This window comes from Gephyromycinifex aptenodytis (genome assembly GCF_012277275.1).
GTDB classification, from domain to species: Bacteria; Actinomycetota; Actinomycetes; order Actinomycetales; family Dermatophilaceae; genus Gephyromycinifex; species Gephyromycinifex aptenodytis.
In genome coordinates this window covers 1145469-1165659 of sequence record NZ_CP051155.1, presented here as the reverse complement: position 1 = coordinate 1165659, position 20191 = coordinate 1145469, and the positions used below count along the sequence as shown (strand labels likewise).

The 20191-nt window shown below is 65.9% G+C and carries 15 protein-coding genes; 9 read left to right on the top strand and 6 right to left on the bottom strand.

Annotated elements, in window-relative coordinates; genetic code table 11:
• Positions 1 to 71: 71 nt before the first annotated feature.
• The gene (locus tag G9V96_RS04880; RefSeq protein ID WP_226913477.1) at positions 72 to 2465 is read right to left on the bottom strand and encodes a nitric-oxide reductase large subunit; all 2394 of its coding nucleotides are present in this window, start codon (positions 2463 to 2465) and stop codon (positions 72 to 74) included.
• Positions 2466 to 2659: 194 nt separating this feature from the next.
• Positions 2660 to 5206 carry a sodium-translocating pyrophosphatase gene (locus G9V96_RS04875; RefSeq protein WP_226913475.1) on the bottom strand — a complete coding sequence of 849 codons (2547 nt, stop codon included), beginning with the start codon at positions 5204 to 5206 and terminating at the stop codon, positions 2660 to 2662.
• Between the two features lie 227 nt (positions 5207 to 5433).
• On the opposite strand from G9V96_RS04875, the gene G9V96_RS04870 reads away from it, so the two are divergent.
• Positions 5434 to 5856, top strand: coding sequence for a (deoxy)nucleoside triphosphate pyrophosphohydrolase (locus G9V96_RS04870; RefSeq protein ID WP_168582034.1), 423 nt, complete (start codon positions 5434 to 5436; stop codon positions 5854 to 5856).
• A gap of 256 nt (positions 5857 to 6112) precedes the next feature.
• A complete protein-coding gene (typA, locus tag G9V96_RS04865; protein ID WP_168583845.1) occupies positions 6113 to 8029 on the top strand; it encodes a translational GTPase TypA in 1917 nt (638 codons plus the stop codon).
• Between the two features lie 86 nt (positions 8030 to 8115).
• Here the strand turns inward: typA and G9V96_RS04860 are convergent, their stop codons facing one another.
• The 3 genes from G9V96_RS04860 to G9V96_RS04850 are packed head-to-tail and all read right to left on the bottom strand — an operon-like array spanning position 8116 to position 11110.
• Complete coding sequence (locus G9V96_RS04860; RefSeq protein ID WP_168582033.1) at positions 8116 to 9279, bottom strand: ABC transporter substrate-binding protein; 1164 nt, start codon at positions 9277 to 9279, stop codon at positions 8116 to 8118.
• Positions 9276 to 10061, bottom strand: coding sequence for an ABC transporter ATP-binding protein (locus tag G9V96_RS04855; protein WP_168582032.1), 786 nt, complete (start codon positions 10059 to 10061; stop codon positions 9276 to 9278). Before G9V96_RS04855 ends, G9V96_RS04860 begins: the two co-directional genes overlap by 4 nt.
• Positions 10058 to 11110, bottom strand: a complete 1053-nt coding sequence (locus G9V96_RS04850; RefSeq protein WP_168582031.1) for a FecCD family ABC transporter permease — start codon at positions 11108 to 11110, stop codon at positions 10058 to 10060. Before G9V96_RS04850 ends, G9V96_RS04855 begins: the two co-directional genes overlap by 4 nt.
• Before the next feature lie 385 nt (positions 11111 to 11495).
• On the opposite strand from G9V96_RS04850, the gene G9V96_RS04845 reads away from it, so the two are divergent.
• Positions 11496 to 12770, top strand: a complete 1275-nt coding sequence (locus G9V96_RS04845; protein ID WP_168582030.1) for an aminotransferase class I/II-fold pyridoxal phosphate-dependent enzyme — start codon at positions 11496 to 11498, stop codon at positions 12768 to 12770.
• An 88-nt stretch (positions 12771 to 12858) separates the two neighbouring features.
• Here the strand turns inward: G9V96_RS04845 and ppk2 are convergent, their stop codons facing one another.
• A complete protein-coding gene (gene ppk2, locus G9V96_RS04840; RefSeq protein WP_168582029.1) occupies positions 12859 to 13755 on the bottom strand; it encodes a polyphosphate kinase 2 in 897 nt (298 codons plus the stop codon).
• Positions 13756 to 13959: 204 nt separating this feature from the next.
• On the opposite strand from ppk2, the gene G9V96_RS04835 reads away from it, so the two are divergent.
• The 6 genes from G9V96_RS04835 to G9V96_RS04810 all read left to right on the top strand — a co-directional run bounded on the left by G9V96_RS04835 (position 13960) and on the right by G9V96_RS04810 (position 20119).
• Positions 13960 to 14859 carry a PIG-L family deacetylase gene (locus G9V96_RS04835; RefSeq protein WP_168582028.1) on the top strand — a complete coding sequence of 300 codons (900 nt, stop codon included), beginning with the start codon at positions 13960 to 13962 and terminating at the stop codon, positions 14857 to 14859.
• A complete protein-coding gene (locus G9V96_RS04830; RefSeq protein ID WP_168582027.1) occupies positions 14856 to 15356 on the top strand; it encodes a flavin reductase family protein in 501 nt (166 codons plus the stop codon). Before G9V96_RS04835 ends, G9V96_RS04830 begins: the two co-directional genes overlap by 4 nt.
• An 82-nt stretch (positions 15357 to 15438) precedes the next feature.
• Positions 15439 to 17169, top strand: a complete 1731-nt coding sequence (locus G9V96_RS04825; protein WP_168582026.1) for a VanW family protein — start codon at positions 15439 to 15441, stop codon at positions 17167 to 17169.
• A gap of 90 nt (positions 17170 to 17259) precedes the next feature.
• The gene (gene fdxA, locus G9V96_RS04820) at positions 17260 to 17586 is read left to right on the top strand and encodes a ferredoxin (protein ID WP_168582025.1); all 327 of its coding nucleotides are present in this window, start codon (positions 17260 to 17262) and stop codon (positions 17584 to 17586) included.
• Positions 17587 to 17605: 19 nt separating this feature from the next.
• Positions 17606 to 18760, top strand: a complete 1155-nt coding sequence (gene dapC, locus G9V96_RS04815) for a succinyldiaminopimelate transaminase (protein ID WP_168582024.1) — start codon at positions 17606 to 17608, stop codon at positions 18758 to 18760.
• A 69-nt stretch (positions 18761 to 18829) separates the two neighbouring features.
• On the top strand, positions 18830 to 20119 hold the full coding sequence (locus tag G9V96_RS04810; RefSeq protein WP_168582023.1) for a citrate synthase: 1290 nt from the start codon (positions 18830 to 18832) through the stop codon (positions 20117 to 20119).
• The last annotated feature ends 72 nt before the right edge of the window (positions 20120 to 20191 follow it).

Sequence of the window (20191 nt, the reverse complement as noted above, 5' to 3'; positions counted from 1 at the left end):
GCAGACGGCCAGTCTCGGGGGTGGCGAAGGGGCGAGCCTGACCACCCCCGAGGCCGATGCGACGGTGGTGCTCAGGGCATGCGGGCTTTCTCGTCGTCAGTCCCCAGCGACCCCTGCCGGGTGCTGGGTCCGTGGTTACGGATCGAGTGGCCCGTGAGCAGACCGACCATGAACAGGCCGATAGAGAGAGCGCCCACGCCGAACAGCACGTCGCCGGGGGTGCGCATCCAGCGCAGTACGGTCATCGCCGGGGTGTACAGGAACTCTGAACTGCGCGCGTACCACAGGCCTTCGGAGATGCTCGCCCACGCCTGAGACAGGCCCAGCGGCAGCAGACTGAGCATCGCCATGAGAAAGAGCCCGCCGTTCATCGCCCAGAAGCCGAGCTTGAGCGGCCAGTCGTTCCACTCCCGGCCCGGCATGAGGCTGCGGACGCAGAAGAGCATCAGCCCGATGCCGAGCATGCCGTACACGCCGAAAAGGGCCGTGTGGGCGTGCAGCGGGGTCAGGTTGAGCCCCTGCACGTAGAACAGCGAGATCGGCGGGTTGATGAGGAACCCGAAGACGCCGGCGCCGAGCATGTTCCAGAACGAGACGGAGACGAAGAAGTAGATCGCCCACTTGTAGCCGTTGACCCATTCGCTCACCCGCAGGATGCGCAGGTTGCGGAAGGCCTCGAAGCCCATCAGCGCCAGCGGCACGACTTCCAGAGCGCTGAACGAGGCGCTCCAGGCCATCACGGGGTCGTTGGCGCCGGTGAAGTACAGGTGATGCCCGGTGCCGATGATCCCGCCGAGCAGGAAGATCGTCGTCGCAGCCAGGGTTGCGGTGGCCGACATCGCCGGACGCACCAAACCCAGTCGGCTGAACAGAAATGCGATCACGACCGTGGCGAAGACCTCGAAGAAGCCCTCAACCCACAGGTGGACAACCCACCAGCGCCAGTACTCGGTGATGGACAGATGCGTGTCGTGGCCCATCCCGAACGCGGCACCGAAGAACGAGGCGATTGCCAGGCAACTGATCAGCAGCATGATGATGAGGGTGCGCTGCGAGCCGCCGGCCAGCGGGGCGGTCTGCGTGGGCGAGAGGTGTCCCTCCTTGCGGGCGCGGCGCAGCGCCGGCCACATGCCGCGGGTCATGAGGAACAGCCAGAGGAACAGGCCGATGAACAACCCGATCTGCCAGGTCCGGGCCAGGTCCAGGTACTCCATACCCGTCGTGCCGAGCCACCAGCTCAACTCGGTCCCGTAGCCCATGCGGCCGGTGATCGAGAACCACTGGCCGACCATAGAGCCCGCGACGACCAGGACGAGGGCGCCGAAGAGGATGTTGACACCGAGGCGTTGCAGCTTGGGTTCACGTCCGCCCACGGCGGGGGCCACGTAAAGGCCGGTGGCGAGCCAGGCCGTGGCGATCCACAGGATGCCCAGCTGCGTGTGCCAGGTGCGCACGACGGCGTACGGCAAGATCGTGTCGATCGGGATGCCGTACAGCGCTGCACCCTCGACCCCGTAGTGCGCCGACAGGATGCCCATGGCGATCTGCAGGACGAACATGGCGCCGACGACGAAGAAGTACTTCAGCGTGGCCTTCTGAGAGGGCGTCGGTTCGTATCCGAGCAGGGGGTCGGAGTCCGGCGGTGAGGTGGTGACCTCATCGTCGTCCGTGTGGAAGTTGTGGTACCAGACCATTCCGGCGATGCCGCCGAGAAGCAGGATGAAGCTGATCATGCTCCACAAGATGTTGGTGGGCGTCGGCACATTGTCGATGAGGGGCTCGTGCGGCCAGTTACGGGTGTAGGAGGCATCATCTGCGGGCGCATCCGTCGAAGCTGCCCAGCTGCTCCACCAGAAGAAGGCGTTCATCTGACGCATGGCTTCCGGATCGTCGACCGTGCCGCTGGGGATGGCGTATCGCTCGTGGCCTTGGGTGAAGATGTCGGCGTAGTGCGCCGCGTTCGCGCGGAAGGCGTCACTGCGGGCCTGGTCCAGGGTGATGGTGCCGGTGGCCGGGTCGTAGGTGTTGGTGCGCATCGAGGCCTTCATCCGGGCCTTGAGTGCCGCCTGCTGTTCCGGCGTGGCCGCCGCATAGCTGGGCAGGCCCTCGTCCTGGGCGTAGCTGTCCATGACGGCGACGGCCTCGCGGTGCAGCCAATCGGCGGTCCAGTCCGGCGCGACATACGCACCGTGTCCCCAGACTGAACCGATCTGCTGGCCGCCGATGGACTGCCAAACCCGCTGGCCGTCCATGACGTCATCGCCGCCGAGGAGTGTCTGCCCGGATGCGTCCACGACGCGCGTGGGGATGGGCGGCTTGGACTCTTGGATCTGCAGGCCCATCCACAGCAGGACTGCGAACGAGCCGAGAACGATGGTGACGAGGGCGACCCACCATCGCCGGTCCCGAGACGACATTCGTGGTGGCGGCGCGGGATCGAGGTGGGTGGTGGCGACGGTGGCCACGGCGGCTCCTTCACGAGAGAGACTTAAAACGAACTAACCCGTGGAAAATAGCCGCCCAGGTGGACACAACGGAAATGAAAGGGTCACCGACGCGCTGTCTGCTGCGTCACAGAGGCTTCACTGCGGGCGCTACCGGCGCCGGATACCACGAACTCGGGGCGCCACCTGCAGTGGCACCCCGAGTTCGGTGTGGTTCAGATGCGGACGGCGTCCGGCGCGTCGCTCTGCTCCAGGAGATCGCCCTGCCCGGTCGTGGCGATCCGCATCCCGTAGAAGGAGCGGTACACGAAGAACATGCTGATGAGGAAGAAGACAGCGGCCAGGATCGTCGTCAGGGTGGTGCTGCCCTGTTCCTCGGCCAGCTGGACCGCAAGCTCCACGGCCAGCAGGCCGAACAGGGTCGTGAACTTGATGACAGGGTTCAGCGCCACCGAGCTGGTGTCCTTGTACGGGTCGCCCACCGTGTCACCGACGATCGTTGCGTCGTGCAACGCCGTGCCCTTTGCGTGCAGATCGACCTCCACGATCTTTTTGGCGTTGTCCCAGGCGCCGCCCGCGTTCGCCATGAAGATCGCCTGGTAGAGGCCGAACAGGGCGATCGAGATGAGGTAGCCGATGAAGAAGAACGGCTCCACGAATGCGAACGCCAGCGTGGAGAAGAAGATGCCCAAGAACATGTTGAGCATGCCCTTCTGGGCGTACTGGGTGCAGATCTCGACGACCCGCTTGGAGTCCTCGACGCTGGCCTTGGTCACCCCGTCGAGCTTGATGTTCTGGCGGATGAACTCCACCGCCCGGTAGGAGCCGGTCGTCACCGCCTGGATGCTGGCGCCCGTGAACCAGTAGATGACAGCCCCACCGGTGACCAACCCGAGCAGGAACGGCGGGTGCATCAGGGACAGGTTGATCATCTGAGCATCCTGGCCGCCGGTCAGCGCCATGATGATCGAGAAGATCATCGTGGTGGAGCCGACCACCGCGGTGCCGATGAGCACCGGCTTGGCCGTGGCCTTGAAGGTGTTGCCGGCGCCGTCGTTCTCTTCCAGGAACAGCTTCGCGCGTTCCCACTGCGGGTCGACCCCGTAGTCGTTGCGCAGCTCGTCCTCGATACCGGGAAGGTCTTCGATGACCGACAGTTCGTACACGCTCTGCGCGTTGTCGGTCACCGGACCGTAGGAGTCGACCGCGATGGTCACCGGCCCCATCCCGAGGAAGCCGAAGGCCACCAGGCCGAAGGCGAAGACGGCCGGAGCCACCATGATGCTGCCGAGGCCGAGGTTGCTGATCCAGTAGGCAACGCTCATCAGACCCACGATTGCCATCCCCAACCAGTACGCGGAGAAGTTGCCCGCGACCAGACCGGAGAGGATGTCCAGGCTGGCGCCGCCCTCGCGAGAGCTGGTGACGACCTCGCGCACGTGCCGACTGTGGGTGGAGGTGAATACCTTGACCAACTCCGGGATCAGCGCACCGGCCAGGGTGCCGCAGGAGATGATGCTGGCCAGCTTCCACCACAAGGAGCCGTCGCCGAGGTCGCCGATGACGAAGAACGTCGTGACGTAGGTGAGCAGGATGCACAGCGCCGAGGTGAGCCAGACCAGCGCGGTCAGCGGAACCTCGAAGTTCATCTTGGCTGCCTCGGAGTACTTGCGGCGGGCCACGTACTCGTTGCCGAAGTAGCTGACGCCGGAGGCGATGACCATGACGGCGCGGATGACGAAGATCCAGACCAGCAGCTGCACTTGAAGCGTTGCCTCGGGAACCGCCAACAGGATGAAGGTGATGAGCGCGACGCCGGTCACCCCGTACGTCTCGAACCCGTCGGCGGAGGGGCCCACCGAGTCGCCCGCGTTGTCGCCGGTGCAGTCGGCGATGACGCCGGGGTTGCGGGCGTCGTCCTCCTTGATCTTGAAGGCGATCTTCATCAGGTCCGAGCCGATGTCGGCGATCTTGGTGAAGATCCCACCGGCGATGCGCAGGGCGCTGGCACCCAGGGATTCGCCGATGGCGAAGCCGATGAAGCAGGCTCCGGCGATTTCACCGGGCAGGAACAACATGATGATGAGCATCATCATGAGTTCGACGCTGATCAGCACCATGCCGATACTCATGCCGGACTTCATCGGGATGGCGTAGACCGGGTACGGCTTGCCCTGCAGGGAGGCGAACGCGGTGCGGGAGTTGGCGAAGGTGTTGACCCGGATCCCGAACCAGGCCACGCCATAACTGCCGGCCATACCGATGAGGCTGAAGAGCAGGACGATGGCGACCTTGCCCCAGCTGAAGTCCATGAGGAAGCGGAAGTACACGAAGATGACGGTGCCGATGAAGGCCCACAGCAGTAGCAGGAACTTGCCCTGCTGGATGAGATAGGCCTTGCAGGTGGTGTAGATCAGCTCCGAGATCTCCCGCATGCTCGGGTGCACGGGCATTTTGCGCAGTTGTTCGAAGGTGACGAAGCCGAACACCAACCCGAAGGCGCACACGATCAACCCCAGGGAGAGCAGCAGGTGCCCGCTCAGGCCGCCGAAGAAAGTCACCGAGCCCAGATCGGGCAGTCGCAGGTCCGCTTCACCGGCAGCGGGGACGCCGGGGCTGTAGGCCGAGGCTGCGGCCGCGGTGAGACCGTGCAGCAGCGCGGCTGCGGCTACCGCCGAGACGGCGCGGATCGCAGCTCTACCGCGATGGTGACGGTCTGCGGAGTCGATATTGTCGCCATGGGACTGCTGATCGAGGGACACAATTGATCCTGTTCTCGGCGTCGATGTAGACGATCTGGCCGAGGCCGTGCCCGGCCAGCACCTCTATTAGTTATCACCTCGGAGAGGGGCTATTGGGACCTAAGTCCCAACCTGAATTCAACTCGGCTCACTGCCGGTGTCCTGACAGCCGCAAACCCGGTCCCTCGATGGTCTGCGCGGTGGGTCAGGCTGGTGCGTAGACCGTTCTGCTCGGCCTAGGGAGATTCATGGCGGTACACGTCGTCTCGGCAGCACTGGTGGACTGCCTGGAGAAACCTCGGATGGTGCTGGGTGCCCGGCGCACCGCACCTGCGGCGCTGCGCGGGTGCTGGGAGTTACCCGGTGGCAAGGTCGAGCCGGGGGAGAGCCCGCAACAGGCGCTGCACCGCGAACTCGAAGAAGAGCTCGGTGTTCGGGTACGCCTCGGTGAGAACCTCACGGGCCCGCTCGAGCAAGGCAGGTGGCCTCTGAATCCGCCGTACGTGATGAGTACCTGGCTCGCGCGGATCAGCGAGGGCGAACCGGCGCCGCTACAGGATCACGACGCGCTCAGGTGGCTCGGGGTGGATTCGATCGATGAGGTGCCCTGGTTGGTGACGAACGCCGCGATCGTCGCCGCCCTGAAAGCGCGATTGCAGGATCAGGACTGAGGGCGGACCGCGAACAGCAACGCTGGACCAGCGGCGAAATGGCCGGTACATGTACGCCAGCGGTCCATCGGGGGGCGACGTGGGCCACGACGCGCCGTCGCGGGCCTTTCTCGACTCTTTTTTCGCGACCCCGGATTTGCCTAGACACCCGCCTCACACTGGCGCTTCAGCCACGATGAGAGCTCAGCTCAGCGCCTGTCGGGGTCGGGATGGTCAGAAGCACTGTGCTGCGCCTGAGAGAATTGCCGTCGTGCCTATGCAGACCAACCGCCAGATTCGTGGCGATATTCGTAACGTTGCCATCGTCGCCCACGTCGACCACGGCAAAACCACGCTCGTCGACAAGATGCTGTGGCAGGGTGGCGCATTCGGCGAACACCAGCACGTCGATGAACGTGCCATGGACTCCGGTGACCTCGAACGCGAAAAGGGCATCACGATCCTCGCGAAGAACACCGCCATCCACTACAACGGGCCGTCGGCGCGCGCCGAGGGTTACCCGCAGGGCGTCACGATCAACATCATCGACACCCCGGGCCACGCCGACTTCGGCGGCGAGGTGGAGCGCGGCCTGAGCATGGTCGACGGTGTCGTGCTGCTCGTTGACGCCTCCGAGGGGCCGCTGCCGCAGACCCGGTTCGTGCTGCGCAAGGCGCTGGCCGCGCAGATGCCGGTCGTGCTGTGCATCAACAAGGTCGACCGGCCCGACAGCCGGATCAAAGAGGTTGAGGACGAGGCCTATGAACTGTTCATGGATCTCATCGCCGACACCGTCCAGGGTGAAGCCCAGTTGGACTTCCCGATCGTCTACGCCTCCGCCAAGGCGGGCCGGGCCTCGCTGAACCGCCCCGAGGACGGCAGCCTTCCCGACAGCCCCGACCTGGAGCCGCTGTTCAAGACGATCATGGAGACGATCCCCGCTCCGACCTATGACGAGGGCGCGCCACTGCAGGCCCACGTCACCAACCTGGACTCCTCGAACTTCCTGGGCCGGATGGCGCTGTTGCGCGTCTTCAACGGGGAGATTCGCAAGGGCCAGCAGGCCGTGTGGTTCCGTCACGACGGTTCCCAGGAGCGCGTCAAGATCACCGAACTGCTCGTCACCGAGGGCCTGGAACGCAAACCTGCCGAGAAGGCCGGCCCGGGCGACATCATCGCCATCGCCGGTATCTCCCAGATCATGATCGGCGACACCATCGCCGACCCCGATGACCCGCGCCCGCTGCCGGTCATCACCGTCGATGAGCCCGCGATCTCGATGACCATCGGTACGAACACTTCCCCGATGGTGGGCAGGGTTCGTGGCTCGAAGGTCACCGCCCGACTGGTCAAAGAACGTCTTGAGCGCGAACTCGTCGGCAACGTCTCGTTGCGGGTACTGCCGACCGCACGCCCCGACGCCTGGGAGGTCCAGGGCCGTGGTGAACTGGCGCTCGCGATCCTCGTGGAGCAGATGCGTCGTGAGGGTTTCGAGCTGACGGTCGGCAAGCCCCAGGTGGTCACCCGTGAGGTCGACGGCAAGGTGCACGAGCCCGTGGAGCGTCTCACCATCGACGTCACCGAGGAGTTCCTCGGCGCGGTCACCCAGATCATGGCGGCCCGTAAGGGTCGGATGGAGCAGATGAGCAACCACGGCACGGGGTGGGTGCGGATGGAGTTCCTCGTCCCCTCTCGCGGCCTGATCGGCTTCCGCACCGAGTTCCTCACCGAGACTCGCGGCGCGGGCATCGCCCACCACGTCTTCGAGAGCTACGAGCCGTGGTTCGGACCCATCGTCACCCGCCAGTCCGGTTCGTTGGTCTCGGACCGCACCGGCCCGGTCACCGCGTACGCGATGGTCAACCTGCAGGAACGCGGCAGCCTGTTCGTGGAGCCGGGTACCGAGGTCTATGAGGGCATGATCGTCGGGGAGAACTCCCGCGCCGACGACATGGACGTCAACATCACCAAGGAGAAGAAGCTCACCAACGTGCGAGCCGCTTCTTCGGACAACTTCGAAAAGGTCGTGCCGCCGCGCAAGCTGTCCCTGGAGCAGAGCCTGGAGTTCTGCCGCGAGGACGAGTGCGTCGAGGTCACCCCCGAAGCGGTCCGCATCCGCAAGGTCGAGCTCAGCCACGTCGTACGCGCCCGGTCCGCCTCGCGTGCCCGCACCGAGGCCAAGCGCGACTCCTGAGGGTCAAGAACCTGAACCAAACGTGGGCCTGCTCATCCGTTCGGGATGAGCAGGCCCACGTGCGTTGACGCGCAACGGCGAAAGGGTCAGGAAGTCGTGGCGTCGTAGGTCTCGGAGAAGCCGAAGCCGGGCTGCTTGGCGCGCTCAGCGAACTCCTCCGGGTACAGATGCGCCGCCATCTCCTCCACGCCGTCCACGACCCGGATGCCGGGGTTGACGGCCTCCTGCGGAAGGACCAGGAAGTTCTTGTTCTTGATGGCCGGGACCGTGGACACCCCTTCCTGATCTTCCAGGAACTTGATCTTGGCCGCGCCGGTCTGCCCATCGCCTGCTGCGCCGTAGTCGGTCACCACGATGAGTTCCGGGGCGGCTTTGACGAACGCAGCCCAGGAAACCGTTCCCCACATCTCGGGAAGGTCGGCGAACACATTCTTGGCCCCGGCGCGGGCGAAGGTGTCCGAGACGATGGTCAGGCCCAACCCTCCACCGGGGGCGTCCTGGCCGAAGCCGTAGTTGAACGCCGGGACCGGGGTGTTGTCCTTCGGCAGCGCGTCCTTCACAGCCGCCAGCCGCTTCTCCCAACTTTTGATGAGCGCTTCGCCGCGCTCGGGGACCCCGAAGATCGTGGAGATGTTGCGGACGTCGCCGTACCACTCCTCCAACGTCGCGGGCGTCTTGTCGGAGTTGATACGCCGACACGACTCGTTCAGGGCGTAACTCTTGATGCCCAGTTCAGCCAGCGAGTCCGGGTTGATGTCCTCGGGGGAGAAGCCGTAGTTCCAACCTGAGAAGACGAAGTCGGGGTTCTGCGCCAGCGTCGGCTCGAGCTTGAAGTAGTCCGGGCCCATCGACTTCACCGACTCGTAGTCGTCCTTGAAAGCCGCCAGCCGCAGGCGAGGGGCAGCGGCCGAATACGCCGCCATGTGATCGGTGAGACCCAGCGCGAACATCAACTCGATCATGTTGTCGTCGTTGACGACCGCACGCTCGGGTGCCTTGTCGAAGGTGACGTCCTTGCCGCAGCTCTTGACCGTGACGGGGTAGTAGTTCTCCGGGACCTGCGCCGTCGGCCACGAATAGTCGGAGTTGACCTCAGGCAGCGCCTTGGCGTCGGCGGGCGCCGAAGTTTGCGCTGTAGTGCTCGCGTCGCTCGCGCCAGGCTTGGGAGTATCGGCTCCGCAACCGGATACGAACGTCAAGGCGCCCACTGTCAGGACGACGAGCGCCCGTGACATGGAGAGCTGTTTCATGGTTTCCCTTTCCGTGGGATAGGACGAAAGGCCAGATGGGGGGTGTCTAGGTCGGGGTGCTGGATCAGCCGGGCGTCCACGTTGAAAACCCTTCTGACCAACTCGGGAGAAAAGACGACGGCAGGTTCACCGATCGCCACGATCTGGCCGTCATCGATGACGGCCACCCGGTCGCAATAGGTCATGGCGAGGTTCAGTTCGTGGATGGCCGCGATCGTGGTCACGCCGAGTTCGCGGACCAACGACAGAATCTCCAGCTGGTGTTGGATATCGAGGTGGTTGGTTGGCTCGTCCAGGATCACGACGCTGCCTTGCTGGGCGAGCGCCCTAGCCAGGAGCGTGCGCTGGCGTTCCCCGCCGGACAACGTCAGCCACGAGCGATCCGCCAGGTCGCTGATGCCCACGGTCTCCAGGGCGCGCTGCACGATGTCTCGATCCCCGGCTCGTTCGGTACCCAGAACTCCCTGGTGCGGTAGTCGACCCAGCGCCACGATCTGAGCGACCGTGAGCTCCAACTCCGAGGGCGCGTGCTGGGCGCACACCGCTATCTGCCGGGCCAGAGCGGCAGGCTTCATCGCTTGCACGTTCACGTCGTCGAGATAGATCGCCCCACCCGTGGGTTTGATATGGCGGTAGATCGCGCGCAGCAGCGTGGACTTGCCACTTCCGTTGGGGCCCACCAGCCCCAAGAACTCCGAGTCTCGCACCTCCAGCGCCAGCTTTTCGACCAGGTGCCGGGTGCCGACCATGATGTCCACGTCGTGGATGCGAAGCGAAGTCATGAGATCCCTCGCAACTGGTGGCGCATCAGCAGGACGAAGACAGGGCCGCCGATGACCGAGGTGAGAATCCCCAGGGGGATCTCCTGGGGGGCCGCTAATGAACGGGCCGCTACATCCACGAGCACCATGAACGCGGCACCCAGCAGGCAGGCCACCGGATAGACGCGGCGGTGCAGCGAGCCGATGAGCAGACGAGTCACATGCGGGATGACCAACCCCACGAAAGCTACGGCGCCGCTGACCGCCACCATGACGGCGGTCAACGCAGCGGTGAGGAGGAAGAGTTCGAGACGAAGTCGTCGCACCGGAACCCCGAGAGTGGTGGCCGATTCGTCCCCGGTGAGCATGGCGTCCAGCTGCCGTCCTCGGATCATCAGGATCACGCTGCTGAAAGCGACGACCACGGCAGGGATGAGAAGGGAGGACCATCTGGCTCTCCCGAAGCTGCCCAGGAGCCAGAACATCACCGACTGCGCAGCGCGAGGATCGCCCTGAAAGACCAGGAAGGATGTCACGCCGGAGAACACGTAGCTCAGGACGACACCGGTGAGCACCAGTCGCAGCGGCTCCAAGGTCCCGTTGCGTTGGGCAAGGCCGTACACCAGCAGCATCGAGCCCAACGCCGTCAGGAAGGCAGCGATCGTCACGGCGCCGTTCCCGAGCCACAGCGGGCCTCCGAACAGCAGGACGAAAGCCGCGCCGATGGATGCACCGCTGGAGACCCCCAGCACGTAAGGGTCCGCAATCGGGTTACGCACCAGGCCCTGGATCGCGACGCCGGCCAGGGAGAGCCCAGCCCCGACCAGGGCCGCCAGGAGAATACGGGGGAGGCGCAGCTCCCAGAAGATCTGCTGCAGATACGGCGGGACTTCCGTGGGGGCGCCGGTGAGTTTGGTCCGAAGGATGTCGATCACAGTCTGGGGCGGTAGGTCGACAGAACCGAGCCCCGCCGCCACCACTGCACTCGCCCCGATCGCGGCGATCAGCACCACGATCAGCGGTGCCAGAGCGGACTCCGGGAGCAGACCCCCACCCACTCTCTTAGCCATCCGACGCCACCTTCGACATGCGCGAAGCACGACTCGGACAGGTTTGTACGAGTTCCGGCCCGCGGGAACTGTTACGACCGGACAAGGGTCTCGACCGGACTCGCCCCACCGAAAATGGGGACCACCGTTGCGCGTCAGTGCCGGGATCTCACCGGACTTCGTACCCGAATCCTGGTGCGCACAGTAGCAGGCGCGCGGCTACCTGAATTTCCACGACGTACCGGCAGCAGGGATGTGCACCTTTGTGATTCGTCGGGGTCGATCACGGCCGGTGCGGCCAGGCAGGCCCGTTCAGTGGATGGACGCGCGCGCACAGAAAAACCCCCCGGGCTGATGCGACGAGTACCGTTCCCTTCGACATGGCTCACACCCCTTGGAGGCCTGTATGACCGACACCGTGAATCGCGACGCGCTCGCGGCCGCTCGCGACGCCGCCCGCGCCCGTTATCAGGAGTTCGCAACTGCTGGGCTCAAACTCGACATCACGCGCGGCAAGCCGTGCTCGGCCCAACTCGATCTGTCAGAACAGCTGCTGGCCATGCCGGGAGCAGGAGATCACAGCACCGACACCGAAGGTGACCTGCGCAACTACGGCGGCGCCCCCAAGGGGCTCGCGGCGCTGCGGGAGATGTTCGCCCCGCTGCTGGACGTGCCTGCCGACCAGCTTGTGGTGCGCGACAACGCCTCTCTGGCGCTCATGCACTTCTGCCTGGCCACCTCCTTCTTCCACACCCTGCCGGGTGGGCAGGCCCGCTGGATGGGCGAAGACGTCACCTTCCTGGCCCCCAGCCCGGGCTATGACCGGCACTTCTCGGTCTGCGACGACCTCGGGGTCAACCTCAAGGTCGTCGACATGACCCCGGACGGTCCCGATATGGACCAGGTCGAGGCGCTTGTCGCCTCGGACGCCTCCGTCAAGGGCATCTGGTGCGTCCCCAAGTACAGCAACCCCACCGGGGTCACCTACAGCGACGAGGTCGTGCGCCGGCTCGCCGCGATGCCCACGGCCGCGGCTGACTTCCGCATCTACTGGGACAACGCCTACGCCATCCACCACCTCTGCGGTCAGCCGGACGAACTCGCGCCGATCTTGGCCGCCTGCCAGGAAGCCGGTAACCCCGACCGGGTCTTCGTCTTCGGTTCAACGAGCAAGGTGACCTTCGCTGGTGCCGGTGTCAGCTTCTTCGGGGCCTCCCCGGCCAACGTCGCGTGGTTCCTGGCCCACGACGGCATGCGCTCCATCGGTCCGGACAAGATCAACCAGCTACGTCACCTCCGGTTCTTCGAGAGCACTGACGGGGTGGTGGCGCACATGGACAAGCATCGCGAGATCTTGGCGCCGAAGTTCGAGGCCGTCGTGAAGACCCTCAGCGACGATCTGTCCGCGCTCGGGATTGCCACGTGGAGTGAACCCAACGGTGGTTACTTCGTCAGCCTCGACGTCGTACCCGGTACCGCAAAGCGAGTCGTGCAACTGGCCAAGGAGGCCGGGGTTGCGCTCACCCCTGCCGGAGCGACCTTCCCCGGCGGTGTGGACCCGCAGGACCGCAACATCCGTATCGCCCCCTCCTTCCCGACCACCGACGAACTCGAGCGGGCCCTGGATGTCCTGACTACCTGCGTCATCCTGGCTGCAGGGGAGAAACTGCTCGACTCCTGAGCAGCGCGTCACTGCACCAGCGGAGCCGCCGATACCTATGGGTGTCGGCGGCTCCCGTTCGCACCGGCAATAGCCAGGTGCGGGCTTGTCAGTCGTCCACGGCCTCGATGCCGCGGCGCACGACCTTCGAGTCGGCCGGGTAGACGACTTCGGTGTCCTTACCCTCGTATTCGAACTGGTTGAGGAAGTGGCGCATCGCGTTGATGCGAGCGCGCTTCTTGTCGTTGCTCTTGATCGTGGTCCACGGGGCGTAGTCGGTGTCCGTGCGGCGGAACATCTCTTCCTTGGCGTCGGTGTAGGCACCCCACTTATCCAGTGATTCCAAGTCCATCGGGGAGAGCTTCCAGCGCCGCACCGGGTCGATCTGCCGGATGGCGAAGCGGGTGCGCTGCTCTTGGCGTGTCACCGAGAACCACAGCTTGGTCAGTGAGAAACCGGAATCCACGAGCATCTTCTCCAGGGCCGGCGCCTGCTGCATGAACTCTTCGTACTGCTCATCGGTGCAGAAGCCCATGACCCGCTCGACCCCGGCCCGGTTGTACCAGGACCGGTCGAACATGACGATCTCACCGGCGGTCGGCAGATGTTGGATGTAGCGCTGGAAGTACCACTGACCCAGTTCGGTCGTGGTCGGTTTCGTCAGCGCCACGACCCGTGCCGCCCGTGGGTTGAGGTGCTCGGTGAAGCGTTTGATCGTGCCGCCCTTACCGGCGGCGTCGCGGCCCTCGAACAGGATGATGTGTTTGGCGCCGGTGTCCTGGGTCCAGTACTGGAACTTCAGCAACTCCACCTGGAGCCGGTACTTCTCGGCGTCGTAATCGGATCGGTGCAGCCGCTCGTCGTAGGGGTAGTGCTCGCGCCAGGTATCGACCGCGTTGCCGCCCGGGTCGATCAGGTCGGGGTCCGAGCCGTGGTCGTCACTGTGGACCGTGTACCCCTCGCTGCGCATCCGGTCGATGTACTCGCGCATGCCCATGTTGTCCATGACGCTCCGATCCTCATATCCCGCCGCGACTCGACGGAGGAGTCATCCTTGATCGCCCCAGTGAACAGCATCTCTCGCTGCAGTGAACACCGAGCGCAGCAACGAAGTGAGAACGTCACGTAGGGGCCCCCTCGCTCGGGGGCGGGCCTGAGGTGGGAAACCCGATCTGCTCAAAACGGCCGCAGGGCGTTACCGTGATCGGTGATGAACAGTCACGCAGCCACTCGTCTGGTCTTCGTCCACGCCCACCCCGACGACGAGACCCTGGCCACCGGGGTTGCGCTGGCCATGCACGCCCTGGCCGGCCACGAGGTGACCGTGCTCACGGCCACCCTCGGGGACGAAGGTGAGGTGATCCCGCCGCAGCTTCGCTATCTGGACGTCGAACATACCGACCGGCTCGGGCCCTACCGGCGCACCGAGCTGGCCGCCGCCACAGCTCAACTCGGGGTACGCAGCCTCGTCCTGGGTGATCCCGACCCGGCCCCGAGCGGCCAGTGCGGCGCGCGCTACCGCGACTCCGGGATGGTCGGCACCTCGGCGAACGGGCGCAGCGGGGCGCTGTGCACCGTGGACACCGCAGACGTGCTCGCCGACCTGGTGGCAACCCTGGACGCGCTCGATCCCGACATCCTCGTCACTTACGACCACAGCGGCGGTTACGGCCACCCCGACCACATCCGAGTCCACCAACTCACTGTGGCGGCGGCGGCTCGATTGCGTCGGGTCCCCAGTCTGTACGCGGCCGTGGTGCCGCAGTCATGGGCGCAGGAGCGACGCGCGTGGGTGCGTCAGCAGGTGCGCGGGGACTTCACGCTGCTCGGTCAAGACGAGCCCTACCCGCCCTCGGTGGTCGCCGATGACGCGTTCGCTCATCTCATCGTCGGCACCCCCGAAGCGCTGGCCAGGCGGGACGCGGCGCTGCGCGCGCACCGCACCCAGGTCGAGGTGCACGACGGGTTCTACGCGCTGAGCAACAAGATCGCTACGGCGCTTCCTGACCGGGAGGCATACGTGCAACTGCACCCGGGCACCGGGCAGGTGCTGCCGTGCCCGCCGGAGCCTGTCACCGGCCTGCTGCGCGGGCAGGAGGACGTGTCATGAGCGCCGCGGTGAGCCCCCACGAGCTCCGCCAGGCGATGTCGCGGTTTGCCACCGGCGTGGCCGTCATCACCACCAGTGACGGCCATAACGATCACGTCATGACCGCCAACTCCCTCACCTCGGTGTCCCTGGACCCGCCGATGGTTCTGCTGTGCATCCAGCGCACCGCACGCTTCCACGACGTGGTTCTTGCCAGCGGGCGCTGGGCGGCGAACTTGCTGCCTGAGCACGCAGCGGCGGCCGCCGGCTGGTTCGCCACCCGCGGGCGGGCGGTGGAGCAGCAGTTGGAGGGAATCGCCCATCACCGCGGAGTGGATGGGATGGCGCTGCTGGAGGGTGCCATCGCCACCCTGGAATGCCGTACCCGGGACGTCCACGACGGCGGGGATCACAGCATCTTCGTCGCCGACGTGCTCAGCACCACCGCCCACGAGGAAGCTTCGCCGCTGATCTACTACCGCGGAGGCTTCCGCACGTTGGCCGACCCCTGCCTCTGAACGCGCAGGTCGGCCAGATCGGTTAAAGCCACGCGCGGCCCGGGTCATCGCCTCGGCGGCGCGGCGGTGTCATGGTTGATCAATGGCGGCACTGGCTCTGCGACGCACCCTGGGGGTCTTCCTCTCGCTGTCTGTGCTGTTCGCGGTCTATGCCGGCGCCGCGTGGGTGCTGGGTCGGCAACTCCCGGCCGAGGCTTCGGTAGGTGGGGTGACGGTCGGCGGGCTCACCGCGCAGGGTGCTGTGCAACGACTCACCGGAAGACTCCAGGACGTCCCAGACCAACCGATGACGGTGCTGTTCGGTCCCGAGAAGCGCACTTTGATTCCCCGCGAGGCCGGGCTCAGCCTGGACCTGGAAGCGACCTTGGCCGGCGCCACCGGCTTCTCCCTGGACCCGCGTGAGGTGTGGTTCCGGTTGAGCGGCGGAGGGGAGTATCCGTTGCAGGCCGCGGTGGATGTGGCCACGCTGGCCGAGGCGGTCACCCAGGTCGCGGCTGATGTCGACCGGCCGGTCCGTCAGGCCTCGGTGACCTTCCCCGGCGCCGATGTGGAGGTGGTGCGCAGCCAGGCAGGAATCAGCGTGGACATCCCCGGCTCGGTAGCGGCCATCGCTGCGCAGTGGCCCCGGAACGAGCCGGTGACAGGCGTGGTGCAGCTGAGCGAACCGGACATCGCCCCGAGCGCGCTAGACCACTACATCGAAGCCGTCGCCGACCGGGCGGTTGCGGAGCCGGTCGTCCTGGTCGTGGGCAGGTCGAAGCTGAAATTGGCTCCGGTGAAGTTCGCGCCCCTGCTGGCGACCACCGAAGTCGAGGGCAAACCTGCCCTCGCAGTCAGCCAGCGGGGTCTGCACACAGTGCTCCAGTCCGCTTTTCCTCGGGCGCAGAGCGCCGCTCGGGACGCCCGCCCGCAGGTGCGCGGCGGCGCAGTTGTGATCGTGCCCGATTCCCCCGGGCAGGAGTTCGACCTGCGCGCTGGAGCCGACGCGCTGATCGCGGCCCTGGGCAAGAGCGGTGCTCAGCGGGTGGCCGCGATTCCGGTGCGTCCGCGTGCAGCGAGCAGGACCGCTGCGCAGGTCAAAGCGTGGGGGATCAGCCAACCCTTGGCCTCGGTCACGCTGCCCAGGCTGAGCGACCCACGCCAAGAGCCCAACGCGCAACGGGTCGCCGCAGCACTTGACGGGGCGGTGATCGCGCAGGGGGAGAGCCTGCGCCTGTCTAACCGGGTGGGTCCGGTGGAGACGGCGAACGGCTTCACGCCGGCGCCGCTGGCCGATCTGTCCGGCGACGAGGTCGGCGGTGGGGCCGGCTTGGTCTCCTCGGCTCTGTACGAAGCCGCTTGGCGGGCGGGGATGCTCCTGGGCCCCCGCACCACGCATCAGCATGCTGTGCCCGGGATCAGCGACGGCCTGGACGCCACCATGGCCGGTGATGTGCTCATCACCAACGACACTGACGCAGGGGTGGTCATCGCCTGCGGTAGCGACGGCGGCGATCGGCTCGAACTGTGGGGCAAGCCGGGGCCCACCGTGCAAACGCGGGTAGGACCGCGCACCGGGGTACTGGCGCCGCTGCAGTTGGTCCAGGAGGGGCCGGGATGTCGTCCACAGGGCGGCGAAGACGGTTTTGACGTGCGGGTGGAACGGTTGTGGCTTTCGGGGCAGAAGGTCCTGAGCGCTCAGAAATCCGACGTACACTACGAACCGCGCTCAGCACGCCAGTGCCGCAGCGTGGCGCAACCGCAACCGCAACCGCAACAGCAACCGTTGCCGGCCCAATCGCCGCCGCCGGGCTCACCGACGCGCGGCGGCTGAGCGTCCCGGTGCGCCAGCCCCGCACCGCAGCGCCGCGAATCGAGGCGGCATACTGTTGCCACCAGATAGTGGCCTTCGAGAGGACTCTCCATGACGTACGTGATCGCCCAGCCCTGCGTCGACCTCAAGGACAAGGCATGTATTGAGGAATGCCCGGTCGACTGCATCTACGAGGGCGAGCGTTCGCTATACATCCACCCCGATGAGTGCGTCGACTGCGGTGCCTGCGAACCGGTCTGCCCCGTTGAGGCCATCTACTACGAGGACGACGTCCCCGAGGAGTGGAGCGAGTACTACAAGGCGAATGTCGAGTTCTTCGACGACCTCGGCAGTCCCGGCGGTGCGGCGAAGATGGGCCTGATCAACAAGGACCACCCGATGATCGCCGCCCTGCCCCCGCAGAGCCACGACGAGTGATTCAGGGACACACCCGCTCGTGTTGAACCTCCCCGATTTCCCCTGGGACACCCTCGCCGAGGCGAAGGCGCGCGCCGCGTCGCACCCAGAGGGCATCGTCGATCTGTCCGTCGGGACGCCTGTCGACCCGACCCCCGAGTCGGTGCGGCAGGCCCTCGCCCAGGCCGGCGACGCGCACGGCTACCCGCAGACGTGGGGGACCCCCGATCTGCGCGAGGCTGTGGCCGCCTGGTTCGCTCGGCGACGCGGGGTGCCCGACCTCGACCCCGACGGCGTTCTTCCCACGGTGGGCAGCAAAGAGTTCGTAGCGTGGCTGCCCCTCATGCTGGGCCTGGGGCACAGCGACGTGGTGGCCTTCCCGGCTATTGCTTACCCCACGTACGACGTCGGTGCTCGTCTCGCCGGCGCCACTCCCGCCCCCTACGCGGGGTTGGCGGAGCTAACGGCGCTGAATCCCGCACCCGCCCTGGTCTGGATCAACTCCCCCAGCAACCCCACCGGCGCGGTTGCGGAGGTCGAGGAACTACGCGAGATCGTGCGCTGGGCCCGTCAGGTGGGCGCACTGGTCGTCAACGACGAGTGCTATGCCGAACTCGACTGGCGTGATGGCCATTCGGGCTCTCCCCGACCGTGCGGGGCGCCGAGCCTGCTCGACCCGCGGGTGTGTGAGGGTTCCCACGAGGGTCTGATCGCCTGCTATTCGTTATCCAAGCAGAGCAACCTCGCCGGTTACCGTGCCGCCTTCGCCGCGGGGGATCCGGTACTCATCGACCGGCTGCTGCAGGTGCGCAAGCACGCGGGCATGATGATGCCTTGGCCGGTGCAGCGGGCGATGCTGGCGGCACTGAGCGATGACGAGCACGTCAGCGCCCAGATCGAGATCTACCGACGCCGCCGAGAACTGCTCGCTCCGGCCCTGCAACACGCCGGGCTGCGCATCAGCCACTCCCAGGCCGGCTTGTACCTGTGGGCGAGCATGGGGATGGACGCTCGCGAAACCGTTCGTCTGCTGGCCGAGCGGGGCATCCTGGTCGCCCCCGGCGACTTCTACGGTGCGGCCGGCCAGTCTCACGTGCGGGTAGCCATCACCGCGACCGACGACCGCATCCAGGCAGCCGCCCAACGTTGTGAACAGCGCGAACCGCTTGGCTCTCAGGGCCGTCCGGTAGCGTGAGCAAAGAGTCGGGTCCGGTTCTACCGTCAGGCTGCCTCACCGACCTTGCCAGAAGGGAACGGCTTCTCGATGACCACACATGACGCGGTGCTGCGCACCAAAGACAAAGAGGTACCCCTGCCGCTTGTGCAGGCCACCCAAGGAAACAACGGGTACGACATCTCTGCCTTGCTGTCCGAGAGCGGAGACACCACCTACGACATGGGGTTCGCCAACACTGCGGCCTGCCGCTCTGCGATCACCTATATCGACGGTGACGCGGGCATCCTGCGGTATCGCGGATACCCGATCGAACAACTCGCCGAGAACTCCACGTTCATGGAGACCTCCTACCTGGTGCTGTACGGCGAACTGCCCACCGCATCCGAGTTGGAAGTCTTCGAACGCCGGATTCGTCGCTCTACCCTGCTCGATGAACGGATGCGGGACCTGTTCCGCTGCTTCCCGCGCCGCAGCCACCCGATGCCGGTGCTGTCCGCCGGGGTGATGGCGCTGTCGACCTTCCTGGCCGACACCACCTCCACCACCGACGAGGAACAGATCGACCGGGCAACCATCGCCCTCATCGCCAAACTTCCGACGCTGGCGGCCTACGGCTACAAGAACTCGATGGGGCAGCCCTTCCTCTACCCCGACAACAGCCTCGGCTACGTGGAGAACTTCCTGCGCCTGTCGTTCGGGTTCCCCACTGAGGACTACGAGCTCGACCCCAAGATCGTCAGCGCCCTGGACACACTGCTCATCCTGCACGCAGACCACGAGCAGAACTGCTCCACCTCCACGGTGCGTCTGGTCGGTTCGGCACAGGCGAACCTGTACTCCTCGGTTGCTGCCGGCATCAACGCCCTCTCCGGTCCGCTGCATGGCGGGGCCAACCAGCAGGTGGTCGAGATGTTGGGGCGGATCCGCGACAGCGGGGGAGACGTCGACCAGTTCGTTCGCGACGTCAAGGACAAGAAGTCCGGCATCAAGCTGATGGGCTTCGGTCACCGGGTCTACAAGAACTACGACCCGCGTGCTGCCATCATCAAGAAGCACGCCGACGAGATCCTGAAGAATCACGACCAGCAGGACGAACTGCTCGACATCGCGTTGTCGCTGGAGGAGTACGCCCTGAACGACGAGTACTTCAAGGAGCGCAAGCTCTACCCCAACGTCGACTTCTACACCGGCCTCATCTACCAGGCGATGGGTTTCCCGGACAACATGTTCACCGTGCTGTTCGCCCTGGGGCGGCTGCCAGGCTGGATCGCGCAGTGGCGTGAGATGAACGCCGACGCAGGCAAGATCGGTCGCCCTCGCCAGATCTACATCGGTGAGACCGAACGCGACTACATCCCTGTCGAACAGCGTTCCTGACCCAGACAGCGAAGACCCCCGGGCGCAGAGCTCCCAGGGGTCTTTCGCTGTCCGCGCAGTGATCTGCCGCAG

What these genes read in the sequence shown, in the direction of transcription:
- fdxA (WP_168582025.1), top strand. Translation starts at nt 17,260, where the DNA reads ATGACGTACGTGATCGCCCAGCCCTGCGTCGACCTCAAGGACAAGGCA.
- G9V96_RS04835 (WP_168582028.1), top strand. Translation starts at nt 13,960, where the DNA reads ATGAACAGTCACGCAGCCACTCGTCTGGTCTTCGTCCACGCCCACCCC.
- G9V96_RS04855 (WP_168582032.1), bottom strand. Translation starts at nt 10,061, where the DNA reads ATGACTTCGCTTCGCATCCACGACGTGGACATCATGGTCGGCACCCGG.
- G9V96_RS04850 (WP_168582031.1), bottom strand. Translation starts at nt 11,110, where the DNA reads ATGGCTAAGAGAGTGGGTGGGGGTCTGCTCCCGGAGTCCGCTCTGGCA.
- G9V96_RS04825 (WP_168582026.1), top strand. Translation starts at nt 15,439, where the DNA reads ATGGCGGCACTGGCTCTGCGACGCACCCTGGGGGTCTTCCTCTCGCTG.
- G9V96_RS04845 (WP_168582030.1), top strand. Translation starts at nt 11,496, where the DNA reads ATGACCGACACCGTGAATCGCGACGCGCTCGCGGCCGCTCGCGACGCC.
- G9V96_RS04830 (WP_168582027.1), top strand. Translation starts at nt 14,856, where the DNA reads ATGAGCGCCGCGGTGAGCCCCCACGAGCTCCGCCAGGCGATGTCGCGG.
- ppk2 (WP_168582029.1), bottom strand. Translation starts at nt 13,755, where the DNA reads ATGGACAACATGGGCATGCGCGAGTACATCGACCGGATGCGCAGCGAG.
- G9V96_RS04870 (WP_168582034.1), top strand. Translation starts at nt 5,434, where the DNA reads ATGGCGGTACACGTCGTCTCGGCAGCACTGGTGGACTGCCTGGAGAAA.
- G9V96_RS04860 (WP_168582033.1), bottom strand. Translation starts at nt 9,279, where the DNA reads ATGAAACAGCTCTCCATGTCACGGGCGCTCGTCGTCCTGACAGTGGGC.
- typA (WP_168583845.1), top strand. Translation starts at nt 6,113, where the DNA reads ATGCAGACCAACCGCCAGATTCGTGGCGATATTCGTAACGTTGCCATC.
- G9V96_RS04810 (WP_168582023.1), top strand. Translation starts at nt 18,830, where the DNA reads ATGACCACACATGACGCGGTGCTGCGCACCAAAGACAAAGAGGTACCC.